Below are 13,051 nucleotides of genomic sequence, written 5' to 3' on the forward strand. Positions count from 1 at the left end.
AATTGTGATTTAGCATGGTAAGCGGCGTTTCAATAAGTGATTTTTTATTGATTGAATAGATAGTGATTTGAATAAAACACAGGTAAGCACTTTTATAGTAAAGGCCAATAAACATTGGCCTTTACATTTTATTATTAGTTGGTGGGCATTAAATAGATTTCGCGTACGCTATTACGCTGATTAGCTTCAATGGCAAACAATACGGCGTCGGCCACGTCTTGAGGGTCGAGCTTATCTGGTTTTGCTTCATCAAAAAATGGGGTGTTTACCATTCCAGGGGCTATGGTGGTACATCGGCCATGCCAAGGTTTCATTTCTTCTGCAAGGTTTTGACCAAAGCCATGGGCAAACCATTTAGTGGCACCATAAATAGAGCCGTCAATGGGTCTTCGCCCTGCTGCAGAGCTGGTTAAAATAAAATGTCCTTGGTTTTCACGTAAATGAGGCAAAGTGAGTTTAGCAGTCCAAAGCAATGCTTTAATATTAAGGTCAACCATGGCTGACCACTCATTGGGGTCGCCATTCTCTGTACCTGGTGATGATACACCCATGCCTGCGTTAGCGAATGCTACGTCTAATCGGCCAAATTTTTCAACGCCTTTACTCACTACATTCTCAAGCTCGCTAAACTGAGTGGCATCGGCTGAAACGCTAAATGCATTTTCATGGCCTAACTCGTCAACTAGTTTATTGAGTTTATCTTCGCTGCGCGCGGTTAAGATCACTTTGTGGCCATTATTAACTAATGTTTTTGCACTCGCTTCACCTATGCCACTAGAGGCACCTGTAATTAGAACTACTTTTTCTTTCGCCATGATTATTTCTCCTATGTTTACATATTCAAAATGATAAGAACGGTTTAACTAATACGTGCTATTAACTGTACCAGTTCTGGTTTAACTGTACTTGAATGCAGGTCACTTTTCGAATGAATTATTTGGATGATGTTAGATGAGTGGCTTTAATGGGTTTTTGCAAAGGTGGAGTGTTCGTTTTTGTTATACTTTTTATAAAAAAGCGCACCTAAAAGTGCGCTATACGTTTATTGTGTTATGTCAAAGCTAACTGAAAGGTCCTCAGTTTGCGGTACACTAATTTGCTTAAGTTGATAAACAGTGAAATCAGTATCTTCTAGCTCTGCATCGTCTATATGTGCGGTGCACGTATAGCCAAGTTGGTAGTCTCCCGGTGTAATGAAAGCAAGCTCAAACTCATATTGGTTATCGTCTTGGTCAAATACAACATTTGCGGTCGCAAGTGGAGCATCTTCTGGGGTTTGCTCATCTATTTCGTATATATCTTTAGGTACTTGAGCATCTGATGAATATAAATATACGGCGTGTCCAAACGTTGAATCTGCAGCAGCAGTGGCGATATTGTCTGTTTCACAGTTATTAATAAGCGCTTGGCTTACTGTGCCTTCAATTTCTTGTGATTCAGAAAGATTTTGTAATCGTACGCCTCTAGGTTTTAAAAAGATCTCCTCATTATTTTGGGGATCGACCAGCGATTTTTTTAGGTCAAATTCTAAAACAAAGTCGTTATCAGTTTGGTTAAGTGTAAAGCCATCGAGTTGTATTTCGCCTACACCATCATTCCCTTTTCTTTTTACCACGAGCGGAGCAATGCTGTCGTCTTCGTATACTACGTGAGATGTAAAGCTAAGGTTATTAGTATCGCCATTTATAACCTGAGCGCGGATCCACGAGTATTCGCCTGCTGGCACTTCTTGATCGTCAAGCAGTTCAAAAACATCGTCCCCGGTGTAATCGAGCAAATTAACCATTTGTGGTTGAGATGCGTCAGCTTCACTTCGGGTTTCAAAACTAAATTCTTCATCGCCTTGCGTTTTAATCGTGATTGAATCAAACACGACGTTAACCGCTTTTAAACCACTAACCGGCGCATCTGACACACCAAGGCTAAAGGTTGACTTGTCGCTAGATTGTGGCGGTGTTGTGTCATTGTCATCACTTGAAGAGCCACACCCGGCTAATGCAAAAAGAACGGCGCTGCTGACTAATGTTGATTTAAAATTCATGATTTACTCCTTTAGTTTATAAAGCGGATCGTAGAAGATCTAAGCTGAATTTAGATTGAACAGGTTTTTAGAATAGTTACTTGAAATTAATCTTTATTTTACTTTGCGTATTTTTGAACAAAAGTATGTACGCCATAGGTTAACTAGTTTGTGAGCACTAAGGTTTTAAGTGTGAAAATTTAAGCGAAAAAAAGAAAAACCTTGCCCAATTAATTTGCTGATATAGGCACACCTTCTACTTATTTTAATGCTATCGCTTTAAAATTTTTACTATATACTCCTGCCACTTCTTTTGAAGTGTATAGATTTAATTCTTGCTGATAATCAGCCCATTTTTTTGGAATACGTATGAAAGATAAACTTATTGTGTTTTGGCAAAGCCATTCAGAAACCATCATCACTTTGGGTTACAAAGTGGTGTTAGCCTTGGCTATTTTAGTTACGAGTGCACTTATTGCGCGCTCGGTTAAAAAAGCGATTAAAAACTCTAAGTCGCCATTAAAAAAGGTAGACGAAACACTTATGCCGCTGTTATCGAGCATTGCGGGGTATTTAGTTTACATAATTGCAGGGCTGTTTATTTTAGATATTTTTGGTGTTAATACGGCAAGCTTAATAGCGCTAATGGGCGCGGCGGGTTTAGCCATAGGTTTGGCGCTTAAAAACACCTTAAGTAATATTGCCGCTGGCATTATGCTATTAATACTTAGGCCATTTAAAATAGGCGATTTTGTAGATGCAAGCGGCACGCTTGGCACAGTAAAAGAAATAAACTTATTTACGACCATTTTTAAAACCACCGACGGCCTTTATATCGCATCGCCTAACGGTAAAGTATGGGGCGGCAACATTAAAAACTTTACCCGTAACGGTAAAAGGCGTATGGATATAGTGGTGGGAATTTCGTACGCCGACTCTATTGATGTAGGCTTAAATGTACTTAAAGAACTCGCCGAATCAGAAAGCCGACTACTCGCAGAGCCTGCACCTAAAGTAATGGTTACCTCAATAGGCGAAAGCGCAGTAAATATACAATTACGTGCTTGGGCTGTAAATGGCGATTACTGGCAAACCGTGTGGGATTTAAATAAACGCGTTAAAGAGGCCATAGAAGGCGCGGGGCTGAGTATTCCGTTTCCGCAGCGAACGCTGCATATATCTGAGTCGATGGCATCGGCACTAACGGTTAATACCAATCCGCAATAATACTTAATCATTTTGCGGGGCTAAACGTGTCGCTACCTGCGTTAAAAAATTCTCATTTAGAATAACTAAATAACGAATTTTTTGCCTAGTTATCAACACGTTTTTCCAGCCTCAAAATAGATCACTTAATTAAGCGAATTGGTATAAAAAACGTTTAAACTCTATTAGCATAAGCATAAATAAAAATAGCGAGCCTTGGCTCGCTATTTTTGTATTAACCTTTGTGTTGGTTGATGTATTAACCTTCTAATTGAAAGTCGTACACTGAGCCTAAATTAAGCAGTTGGGTTAACTCATCAAGCGCTTGATAACTTTCGGTTAATAACGCTGGATCGGCAAAGTCGTTAGCACCGAGTTTATCGCGGTAATGGCGCGTAGCCCAATCACATAATTGGGTGTACTTTTGCTCATTTAAAATAACCTCTGGATTTACCGCTGCTAATTCTTGACTATTAAGCGCCACACGTAAACGCAAACAAGCAGGTCCGCCGCCATTTTGCATGCTTTGGCGTAAATCAAAAAACTGTACTTGATTTATGGGGTTATCGGCAATAATCATTTCTTCAATATACGCTTTTACAGCAGGATTACGCTGGCATTCTTGTGGCGCTACTAATAGCATTGAGCCATCATCTAGGCTTACTAATTGGCTATTAAATAAGTAACTGCTTACTGCATCGCTAATACTTACTTTATCGGTAGGTACTTCAATTATGTATAGCTGTTTGTTACCTACATAAGCTTCGCGAATATCGTCTAATGCTTGCGTTTGATTTAAAAACGCCTGCTGATGGCATAATAAAACATTGGCGTTACCCACCGCGATTACATCATTATGGAACACCCCTTGGTCAATCACATCAGGGTTTTGTTGTAATAGTATTTGGCTCGATTCTTTTAAATTATGTAATCGGCAAATGGCTTCTGAGGCCTCTAATGTTTGCCTTGCAGGAAACTTAACCGGTTTTGGTAGTTGGCTGTTAAAGGCACTTGCGCCAAATACAAACATTTCTAGGCCTTGCTCGCCGTGGCTGTCGCAAAGTCGGGTGTGGTTAGCGGCCCCTTCGTCGCCAAAAAAGCCCTGATCGGGTAAATGTGTATGGTGTGCAAAGTAGCTATCGTTATTAAACATGGCTTTTAGTAAGCGGGTAGTGGTAGCTGGCTCTAGCGAGCGATGGAACTTATTGTTTAAATTAGCTGAAGTAAAATGCACTTTGCCATCGAGGGTATCTGGCGAAGGTGACACAGTGGCGGCATTGGCAGTCCACATTGCAGAGGCCGAATAACACGCGCGCAATAAAATAGGGTCGGCTTTAAATGCTTTTTGAATAACTTGCGAGTCGTTGCCAGTAAAACCTAGGCGACGTAGTACGTTTAAATCGGGGCGTGCGTGGGGTGCAAACACACCTTGTGTTAAGCCTTTGTCGTGCATGGCTTTCATTTTTTCAAGGCCCTGTAACACAGCTTCTTGTGGGTTTGAAATACTCGCCGCATTGTTTAACGAGGCAACGTTACCATACGATAAACCCGCATAGTTGTGAGTAGGGCCAACTAAGCCATCAAAACTTACTTCTAAGGCGTGCATACACGTTCCAATTATATTGTTTTTAGTTACTTAACAATACAACGCAATGGCTGTGCTTGCAAAGTATATAAATACCAAATCTATTGGCTGTAAACTCGCTCTTTGTCGCACGTAGTATGGGTATTACTCGGATCGTTTACCTGCCATACGCTAATGTCTAAACGCCAGAGTAGGTAGAGGGTGTGGTATAGGTTAGCCATGGTATTTTCCTTGAAAGTTTCACTGAACACATTGTTACTGTGGAAGAATTATGCCAACTGTTAAGTAAATATTTTATGAATATAAATCAGGTATTTATTAAACAACTAAAAAATAACTTTTAAACGCTTAGCACCACTTTGGGGCTAAAAGGCCTAAAAGTTGCACCAAAATGCCACGCAGCAGGTGCGTGGCTTGGGTTTTTACGCTGTAATTAGCGACCTACCTTACCTTTTACTAGCGGGTCGAACGACAGCACACTAAATTTTCCTTGGCTGGCATTTTTACCGTTATTTAATACTGGCGAGCGATGTAGCTCATTTACGGTAAAGTATATTTTATGATCAGCGCCATAACTAAAGCCATCTGGCCAGCTTAAGCGCTCGTCTTTAAATAATACTTGGTAGTTACCACTTGGCTTTACTACGCCAATTGCGCCATTGGTTATGTCGGTAACATACACATTGCCGCCGCCATCAACAATAATGCCATCTGACATGGGTTTAGAGCCGTAACGCGTTACTTTACTCTCAAGGGCGCTTGCGCTCAGGCTTTTATTGTTAATATCGCTTGTGGCAATACGGTAAACCGACGTGCCAGACATAGAGCCAAAGTAAAGCCACTGTTCGCTTGGGTCGAGTGTGATTGGGTTTACGCCTAAACGAGCTGGTTGACCGCCTAGTTTCATGGTGCGCCCTTCAATGACCATGTCGATGTTTTCGGCTGTGGTGTATGAGCTATTTTGTAATACTCTGCGCGCCTCACCAGTTTTTAAATTTACGATAATAATAGCGGCTTGGCTGCCTTGTGCGGTGTCGGCAATGTATACAACACCGTGTTTATTATCGATGACTAAATCGTTTAAAAACGAGGTGTCGGTAATGGTGGGTTTAGCTAAGTAAATTATTTTATATAGTTGCTCTTTATTGGTATCCCAACCGACTAAACGCCCAGCATGATCAGGGCCTGATGTATCAAGCATCCATAATACGCCATCGGCTGATACATTTATGCCAAGTACATCGTAAAACCCTTTGCCGTTTTTATACGCGTATGCCCATTCTTCATTAGGGTAGGGTTTGGTGGTGCCATCACTTAATAGCTCCATAATTTTTTGTTTTTGGCCGTAAAAACCATGTACCGATAAAAACTTACGACCCGATGGCGTAATAGCAATGTTACCCGGTGGGTGTTGCGTGCCAAATGTGGCGACTGTTTTTAAATCAGCATTTTGATTAGCGGTATTAGCAAACACACTGCTGGTTAAAAACGCTGCACTGCAGGCTGCAATTAAAAGTAATTTTTTAATCTTGATCATGTTTAAAAGCCTTCTAAAACAAGTTTACCGCGTGAGGTGTGCGATTCTAAAATTTGATGCGCTTTATATAAATTAGCGGCGTTTATTGGGCCTAAATTTTGCCCAAGTGTGGTTTTAAGCGTACCTGAGTCTATCAGCTCACTAATTTCATTAAGTAAGGTGTGCTGCGCTGTTATATCGGGTGTAGTAAATAGCGAGCGGGTAAACATAAATTCCCAATGAACCGATATAGATTTAGGTTTAAATTTTAAAATATCGAACGATGTAGGGTCATCTATTAGCGCAAATTTACCTTGGGGCTTAATGCACTCCACTATTTGGTCTTGGTATTGGTCGGTATGAGTTAATCCAATAACGTAATCAAACTCAGCTAAACCGAGCTCTTTGCGCTGCTCGTTTAAGTTTTTAGAATGATCGAGCACGTGATCGGCGCCTAACTCTTTAAGCCAGGTTACGCTTTGCTCGCGTGATGCAGTACCAACCACATTTAGCCCAGTAAGTTGCTTGGCAAGCTGTACTAAAATAGAACCAACGCCACCTGCGGCGCCAATAACTAAAATAGATTGCTGAGTATTTTGCTTATTTTTAGGCACTTGCAGGCGGTCAAACAGCATTTCGTAGGCGGTAATACTGGTTAGCGGCAGTGCTGCGGCTTGTGCGTCGGTTAATGTTTTAGGCGCACGCCCTACAATGCGCTCGTCAACTAATTGAAATTGCGCATTACTGCCTTGGCGCGATAAATCGCCGGCGTAAAATACACGATCCCCCACATTAAATAACGATACTGACTCGCCAACGGCTTTTACAATGCCTACGCCGTCCCAACCTAATACTTTGTAGCCTTGTTCCGGCGCTACATTTGCACGTATTTTTGTATCTACTGGGTTTATTGAAATAGCATTTACTTCAATAAGTAGGTCGTGCCCGGTAGCGGTTGGGGTATCAAGCTCAATTTCTTGTATAGAGCTTGTTGTAAGCGTTTTAGTGTTTTTGCTGTATCCAAATGCTTTCATGTGCGTTCCTGATGATTTTAACTAAGTACTTTTAACTTAATAAGTACTATAGCTCAGTTGAAAAATAGAAAAAGACATGAAAAACTAAAGCACTTTCAAATTTTAATTGAAAATATGCGATCATTTAACGATATTCAAACTTTTATAGATGTAGCTAGTTGCGCCAGTATTTCTGAAGCCGCACGGCAAAACGCGCAAACCCCAGCGGCGGTAAGTGCAGCTATTAAGCGCCTAGAAAAAGATTTAGGAAACGTACTGTTTATTCGCTCAACCCGCAGCTTACGCTTAAGTGTGGCAGGAGAGCAGTTTTTAACTTATGCCAAAGATTCACTGTCGCTTATTCAACAAGGGGTAGCCGCAGTGCAAACTGCAGTAGGCGAAGTAACAGGGACACTACAGGTATCGGCCCCGTGTGATTTAGGGCGAAATAAACTAAGTGAATGGCTTAATGAGTTTTTAGCGCAATACCCGAATGTAAAACTTAAACTGCACTTAAGTGACGAAGTAAGCGACATTTATAGCCAATCAATTGATATTGCACTGCGCTTTGGTGTACCAAAAGATTCGCAGTTAATTGCAGCGCCACTATTTTTAAATAATGCGCGTATTTTAGTGGCCTCTGCTGAATATGTAGCAAAAAATGGATTGCTTACACACCCCCTTAACTTAACGCAGCACACTACCATTACCTTTATGCGTTTTGGTGAAGTGTTTAAAGAGTGGCGTTTTTATAAAAATGGCGCAGTACAAAAAGTACATCTAAATTGCCAACATATAGTAAACGATGGTGAAATGGTGAGGCGCTGGGCGCTAGAGGGCAAAGGCATTGCGTATAAATCGTACTTGGATGTCATTGATAATTTAGCAAGCGGGGAGCTCGTTCATTTATGCCCACAGTGGCAAAGCGATCCGCTACCGCTTTATATGATGTACGCCGACCGACGCCAAATGACCCCGGTGATCACCGCATTTAGGGCGTTTATTCAACAAAAAATAACCGCGTTAGTTGGCTAACTCATCGTCGCTTTTAGTATTTAAATCGTTTACTACTAAATCAAGCAGCTGCATAAGCTGTTTGGCTTGCGTAGGGTCTACACTTTCAAACTTACATAATATATTTTTTGGAATATCAGCGGCTTCGTTTTTAAGGGCTTGCCCACGATGGGTAAGCTGAATTAGGCGCTTGCGCTTGTCGTGCTCGTCTTTAATAACGGCTAACAGAGACTTTTCGGTCATTTTTTTGAGTATTTGGGTCATAGCGCCGCCATCAATAGCGGTTTTATCTATTAGCTGCGCTATGGTTATTTTGTCTTGCTCCCACAGCGCCATCATTACTACATATTGCGGATACGTTAAGTTAAGTGCAGCCAAAGGTTCACGGTAAGCGCGTGCAATGCTATTTGATGCCATATATAACCTATGACACAGCTGATTTTTTAACTTTAATTGCTCAAACGACATACCTAACTCCTAAATACCTTAAATTCAAAAAACATTTTAATTTGCATGCAAAGTATTTGCAATCTCTAATTACTTGCTCTATTATTTTGTATGCAAATTAAATTGATTGATAAACTTTGGAGTTCACTATGAATGTATTACAAAACGTTGCCTACACGGCAAAAGCAACTGCAACCGGTGGCCGTGAAGGTGTAGCTAAATCTGACGATGGCCGTTTAGATGTAAAACTATCAACCCCAAAAGGGCTAGGTGGTGACGACGGACAAGGCACAAACCCAGAGCAATTATTTGCAGCAGGTTATGCTGCCTGTTTTATTGGTGCACTTAAGTTTGTAGCGGGTAGCGAAAAAATTGCCCTGCCAAGTGATACTTACATTAACTCTGAAGTGTCTATTGGTGCGATTGATGCCGGTTTTGGTATTGCTGTAAAATTGGCTGTATCATTAGGTGATATGGACAAAGCAGCGGCACAAGCCTTGGTAGAGAAAGCACATCAAGTATGTCCATATTCAAATGCAACTCGCGGCAATATTGAAGTAGAGTTGTCGGTTATTTAATTAACCCCTTTATATTGTTTATAAAAACACGCCATGAGTGATCATTGCGTGTTTTTTATTGGGCACATCTCTAAAAAGCCAAACTTGAGTTGACGCGGAAAATAGATAACTTTACCTGTATATATGAAATTTCATATTTTCACTACTCCATATGTCTTTCTTTTCATATATTGTTGTATGCAAAACAAGACTACACTGTATGAATAAACTAAATCCTCTGCATTTTTTTAAATGTATCGCTGATGACACCCGCTTAAAGACAATACTGCTTATTGCGCATGAAGATGAGTTATGTGTATGTGAATTAGTGGCGGCACTTGATGTAAGCCAGCCTAAATTTCACGGCATTTAGCTGTATTACGTCAATGCGGTTTGCTTGCTGATCGTAAGCAAAATCAATGGGTGTTCTATAGCTTAAATAAATCACTACCTGATTGGGCGAAAGATGTAATTACAAAAACATTACATGCCACCCCTACATTTTATGAGTATCAATTACAGCGTTTAAATGTGATGGGCAAGCGTCCCTGAACTCTGATTAAGAGATTTACTAACACATTGAATCAATAAAAGATATTTGTGTTTATTTATCTCTAGCTAGAGATTTTTAGTGAAAACAAGGCGAAATTACGTGTCAATAGTCGCCTATTGCAAGTAAATTCAACGCAGTTAGCGCTGAAAGTAGCTGCTTGAGATGGATTTATTATCCGGAGTTCAGGTTAGCTAGCATAACAACGACAACAAGAATGAGTTCAATAGACATCTTCAACGCTGGCGAGAGTGTTTTATCTTCTTGTAACTGAATTTTAGTTTGCTCAACTATTTTAGTGATATTTATGCTGTTTAAATTCATTAAAGCTAGAGCGATAGGGTAATCGCTCTAGCTTGGCATACTGGCAGGATCAGCAAATAGCTAAAAATGATCCTTAGAAAATAGTTTGTCTTAATGAAGAGTTACATTTTTTGTAGCTTTAATATAGTCTTTGAGGGCTGAAAATACGACTGGTGATTTAATTAACGCCTCAATTTATACCTATATTACTGCAGAGTAAGCGCTACATAATAAAATAATACGACTAAGTGCCATGCTAGAATGGCGAGCGTATTGCGAGTATTATGCAAAGAAGCAATGTTTAGCATTATTTATTCCACATAAGGGGAAATTAATGGCAGCAGTAATATTTTTTGGAACTAAAAATGACCAGTAATAATCAAGCTACAAATAAGCGTAAAAAAAATAATCCGCTTATCGAAATAGTCTTTAATATCATCATCCCTTCAGTCATTTTAATGAAGTTTTCTGGCCCTGAATATTTAGGCAGTGTGGCTGGTTTAATTGTCGCGCTTATATTCCCCATTAGCTATGGGATTTATGATTTTATAAAAGCGGGCTCATTAAACTTCATCTCGCTTTTAGGCTTTTTAAGTACTTTGCTTACCGGTGGTATTGCCTTGTTTGAGCTAAACGTTGAGTGGTTAGCTATAAAAGAAGCAGCTATTCCGGCAATCATTGGTTTTACCGTGTTGATGTCGGGTTTTTTTGGTAAACCCCTGCTAGCCAAACTTTTATTAAACTCACTTTTATTTAAGCTAGATACTATTTACGATGCCTTAGATGCACGAGGCAATACACAAAGCTTTAAACAAAAGATTACTAATGCTAATTACTTATTAGCGCTTACCTTTGTGTTTTCATCTACGATGAATTACATCCTTGCTAAATGGATTGTTACCAGCCCTGCAGGCTCCGTTGAATTTAACGAACAGCTTGGCGAAATGACGTTACTGAGTTATCCGGTAATTGCTATTCCGTCTATGCTCATGCTCATTGGTATTTTTGTTTATGTAATTAAAGTACTAACTAAATTAACCGGTATGAAGTTTGAAGACATGGTTAATGCTGAATAGGGTTATCCATAATCTATAATAAAAAGCCGTTGTTAAATAATAACACCACTCGTTTAAGAACGAGTGGTGTTTTTTCATTTATATCTAACCGGATATTTTTGTGTCTTTGCCAGCACCGCTCGCGGATAAGCTTTTCGCTTTCTTTTCTCCGGTAATATTAGCCGTTTACCGTTTTCACGTAGTTCTTTTAGCTTTTTAGGGATTGTCCCTGGGCTTCGACCTGAACACCATAGAAACTCGTCTTGTATGAGGTATAATGCGTTAAAAACTGATGCGTAATGGCTCAACTTTATGGGCTTTAGCCATCTCTGCCATTTCAAGTGCGCGTGTTGATTGGCAAAGTGCCTGTAAACAGTATGAGCAAATAGCACCCCTTAATAAGACTCAATTAAGAGACTTTGTTGATGCGCATTTTATAACAACGCTTTTATTAACCATGAAAGGGACTGCAAATACCACCAGTGTAAAAGGCTACATAAACTCACTGTGGAGCGGCCTGAGCAGCGTTTTTTTGTTGATTATAATTATAAGGTATCTAAGCCGTCTGCTATTTTAAGTGCAGCGGCAAGTACCCCGCTTTTTGTTAATTTAGCCTCGCAACAGCAAGCTGAACTGGTTGCAAACGTATTGAGCGAGCAGTTTTTAAAAGTAGGTGGTATTGTAACAACGGTTGTTGATACTCCACAGCAATGGGACAGCCCGAATGGCTGGGCTCCATTACAATGGTTTGCGGTAAAAGGCTTGCGTAATTATGGTATTGATCAATTAGCTACACGCATAATGAAAAATTGGCTAACAATGGTAGAACAAGATTTTATTGAAAATAAATGCTTGTTGGAGAAATATAACGTATGCACACCGCAACAAAAAGCCAGCGAGCGGGGGTGAATATCAAGTACAACAAGGATTTGGTTGGACTAACGGTGTTACATCACGCTTTTATACCCTTTTATAGGGTAACTAAACTCATTGGCTCATACCAAAGAAGCATTGTGTTTTGTAGTTAATTTAGGTAATGTGGCGATTGTTGTAAATTTAATGTTTCAAGGGTTGGTTATATGTTTAAAAAAAGCTCGGCTTTTATTAAGACAACGCTTCAATCGTCTTTCCATTCTCAAAACTACACAGTTATTTTAAGAACACTTCAAGCCATTTTTGGTGATATAAAAATGGACAGTACTATCCCACATATTGATCAGCGTGGTGCTTATGACATTTTTCTAATTGATGGGTCTAAAAATGATTGGCAGGACTTGATCCCAGCAGATTTAATTTGTTTGGCTAAACAGCATAAAGTTGTGCTTTTTAATGTAGAACTAGAGCAAGTATGTGAAAAAAACTTATTAATCAATCATTTTAATGGGGTATTTTATAAATCGGCAGCAGCAGAAGATATATTTAAAGGCTTAGTAAGAATTTCTACTGGTGAGCTTTGGTTTACTCGTAAAGTAATCTCTAAGGCCTTTAATGATATTCTAAGTGTCGCCTCTTCGTTTAGCTCCTTAAGCGAAGACATCACATTAAATGAAGCTGACTATAAACATTTAACTAAACGAGAAAAGTCGGTTATTCATTTAATAGCACAAGGAGCGAGTAATAATAAAATAGCGGACAAACTAAACATTAGCGACCACACTGTTAAAACTCACCTTTATAGCGCATTTAAAAAAACTAATTCGCGTAATAGAGTTGAATTGGCCAATTGGGCGCAAAGATATATTTCAGTATTATTACCCGTTGAGAGCTAATCGTTATTTGTGTTTG

13 protein-coding genes and 1 pseudogene are annotated in these 13,051 nt (G+C 39.7%); 8 read left to right on the forward strand and 6 right to left on the reverse strand.

Annotated features, from left to right (window positions below; translation table 11 throughout):
• Positions 1–134 precede the first annotated feature (134 nt).
• A complete protein-coding gene (locus MTN96_RS19105) occupies positions 135–815 on the reverse strand; it encodes an SDR family oxidoreductase (protein WP_248532528.1) in 681 nt (226 codons plus the stop codon).
• 227 nt (positions 816–1,042) lie between these two features.
• Complete coding sequence (locus MTN96_RS19110) at positions 1,043–2,041, reverse strand: DUF4382 domain-containing protein (protein WP_248532529.1); 999 nt, start codon at positions 2,039–2,041, stop codon at positions 1,043–1,045.
• Between the two features lie 348 nt (positions 2,042–2,389).
• On the opposite strand from MTN96_RS19110, the gene MTN96_RS19115 reads away from it, so the two are divergent.
• Positions 2,390–3,247, forward strand: a complete 858-nt coding sequence (locus MTN96_RS19115; protein ID WP_036983755.1) for a mechanosensitive ion channel family protein — start codon at positions 2,390–2,392, stop codon at positions 3,245–3,247.
• A 238-nt stretch (positions 3,248–3,485) separates the two neighbouring features.
• Here the strand turns inward: MTN96_RS19115 and astB are convergent, their stop codons facing one another.
• From astB to MTN96_RS19130, 3 genes are all read right to left on the reverse strand, one after another.
• The gene (gene astB / locus MTN96_RS19120) at positions 3,486–4,832 is read right to left on the reverse strand and encodes an N-succinylarginine dihydrolase (RefSeq protein ID WP_248532530.1); all 1,347 of its coding nucleotides are present in this window, start codon (positions 4,830–4,832) and stop codon (positions 3,486–3,488) included.
• 412 nt (positions 4,833–5,244) lie between these two features.
• Positions 5,245–6,348 carry a major royal jelly family protein gene (locus MTN96_RS19125; RefSeq protein WP_248532531.1) on the reverse strand — a complete coding sequence of 368 codons (1,104 nt, stop codon included), beginning with the start codon at positions 6,346–6,348 and terminating at the stop codon, positions 5,245–5,247.
• A gap of 2 nt (positions 6,349–6,350) precedes the next feature.
• Positions 6,351–7,361 (reverse strand): zinc-binding alcohol dehydrogenase family protein, encoded by a 1,011-nt coding sequence (locus MTN96_RS19130; RefSeq protein ID WP_036983760.1) that lies wholly within the window; start codon positions 7,359–7,361, stop codon positions 6,351–6,353.
• Between the two features lie 114 nt (positions 7,362–7,475).
• Here MTN96_RS19130 and MTN96_RS19135 point away from each other — a divergent pair, with 114 nt between their 5' ends.
• Positions 7,476–8,375: a LysR family transcriptional regulator gene (locus tag MTN96_RS19135; protein ID WP_248532532.1), complete on the forward strand. Its 900-nt coding sequence runs from the start codon at positions 7,476–7,478 to the stop codon at positions 8,373–8,375.
• Here MTN96_RS19135 and MTN96_RS19140 read toward each other — a convergent pair.
• Positions 8,364–8,822: a MarR family winged helix-turn-helix transcriptional regulator gene (locus MTN96_RS19140; protein ID WP_036983764.1), complete on the reverse strand. Its 459-nt coding sequence runs from the start codon at positions 8,820–8,822 to the stop codon at positions 8,364–8,366. The two genes, MTN96_RS19135 and MTN96_RS19140, sit on opposite strands and share 12 nt — an antisense overlap.
• 128 nt (positions 8,823–8,950) lie before the next feature.
• Between MTN96_RS19140 and MTN96_RS19145 the strand changes: the two genes are divergently transcribed.
• The 6 genes and pseudogenes from MTN96_RS19145 (at position 8,951) to MTN96_RS19165 (ending at position 13,035) form a co-directional block, all read left to right on the forward strand.
• Entirely contained in the window at positions 8,951–9,379 is a 429-nt protein-coding gene (locus MTN96_RS19145; protein ID WP_036983765.1) for an organic hydroperoxide resistance protein, read from the forward strand.
• Between the two features lie 199 nt (positions 9,380–9,578).
• Positions 9,579–9,910, forward strand: a pseudogene (locus MTN96_RS19150) (metalloregulator ArsR/SmtB family transcription factor).
• A 666-nt stretch (positions 9,911–10,576) separates the two neighbouring features.
• Positions 10,577–11,287: a VC0807 family protein gene (locus tag MTN96_RS19155; protein ID WP_016900505.1), complete on the forward strand. Its 711-nt coding sequence runs from the start codon at positions 10,577–10,579 to the stop codon at positions 11,285–11,287.
• 486 nt (positions 11,288–11,773) lie between these two features.
• Positions 11,774–12,175 carry a trehalase family glycosidase gene (locus MTN96_RS37145; protein WP_308200673.1) on the forward strand — a complete coding sequence of 134 codons (402 nt, stop codon included), beginning with the start codon at positions 11,774–11,776 and terminating at the stop codon, positions 12,173–12,175.
• Positions 12,132–12,242, forward strand: a complete 111-nt coding sequence (locus MTN96_RS37055; protein ID WP_250654183.1) for a trehalase family glycosidase — start codon at positions 12,132–12,134, stop codon at positions 12,240–12,242. Before MTN96_RS37145 ends, MTN96_RS37055 begins: the two co-directional genes overlap by 44 nt.
• A 103-nt stretch (positions 12,243–12,345) precedes the next feature.
• Positions 12,346–13,035, forward strand: coding sequence for a helix-turn-helix transcriptional regulator (locus MTN96_RS19165; RefSeq protein ID WP_248532533.1), 690 nt, complete (start codon positions 12,346–12,348; stop codon positions 13,033–13,035).
• The last annotated feature ends 16 nt before the right edge of the window (positions 13,036–13,051 follow it).

It is taken from the genome of Pseudoalteromonas sp. 2CM28B, assembly GCF_023161935.1.

What these genes read in the sequence shown, in the direction of transcription:
- MTN96_RS19105 (WP_248532528.1), bottom strand. Translation starts at nt 815, where the DNA reads ATGGCGAAAGAAAAAGTAGTTCTAATTACAGGTGCCTCTAGTGGCATA.
- MTN96_RS19110 (WP_248532529.1), bottom strand. Translation starts at nt 2,041, where the DNA reads ATGAATTTTAAATCAACATTAGTCAGCAGCGCCGTTCTTTTTGCATTA.
- MTN96_RS19115 (WP_036983755.1), top strand. Translation starts at nt 2,390, where the DNA reads ATGAAAGATAAACTTATTGTGTTTTGGCAAAGCCATTCAGAAACCATC.
- astB (WP_248532530.1), bottom strand. Translation starts at nt 4,832, where the DNA reads ATGCACGCCTTAGAAGTAAGTTTTGATGGCTTAGTTGGCCCTACTCAC.
- MTN96_RS19125 (WP_248532531.1), bottom strand. Translation starts at nt 6,348, where the DNA reads ATGATCAAGATTAAAAAATTACTTTTAATTGCAGCCTGCAGTGCAGCG.
- MTN96_RS19130 (WP_036983760.1), bottom strand. Translation starts at nt 7,361, where the DNA reads ATGAAAGCATTTGGATACAGCAAAAACACTAAAACGCTTACAACAAGC.
- MTN96_RS19135 (WP_248532532.1), top strand. Translation starts at nt 7,476, where the DNA reads ATGCGATCATTTAACGATATTCAAACTTTTATAGATGTAGCTAGTTGC.
- MTN96_RS19140 (WP_036983764.1), bottom strand. Translation starts at nt 8,822, where the DNA reads ATGTCGTTTGAGCAATTAAAGTTAAAAAATCAGCTGTGTCATAGGTTA.
- MTN96_RS19145 (WP_036983765.1), top strand. Translation starts at nt 8,951, where the DNA reads ATGAATGTATTACAAAACGTTGCCTACACGGCAAAAGCAACTGCAACC.
- MTN96_RS19155 (WP_016900505.1), top strand. Translation starts at nt 10,577, where the DNA reads ATGACCAGTAATAATCAAGCTACAAATAAGCGTAAAAAAAATAATCCG.
- MTN96_RS19165 (WP_248532533.1), top strand. Translation starts at nt 12,346, where the DNA reads ATGTTTAAAAAAAGCTCGGCTTTTATTAAGACAACGCTTCAATCGTCT.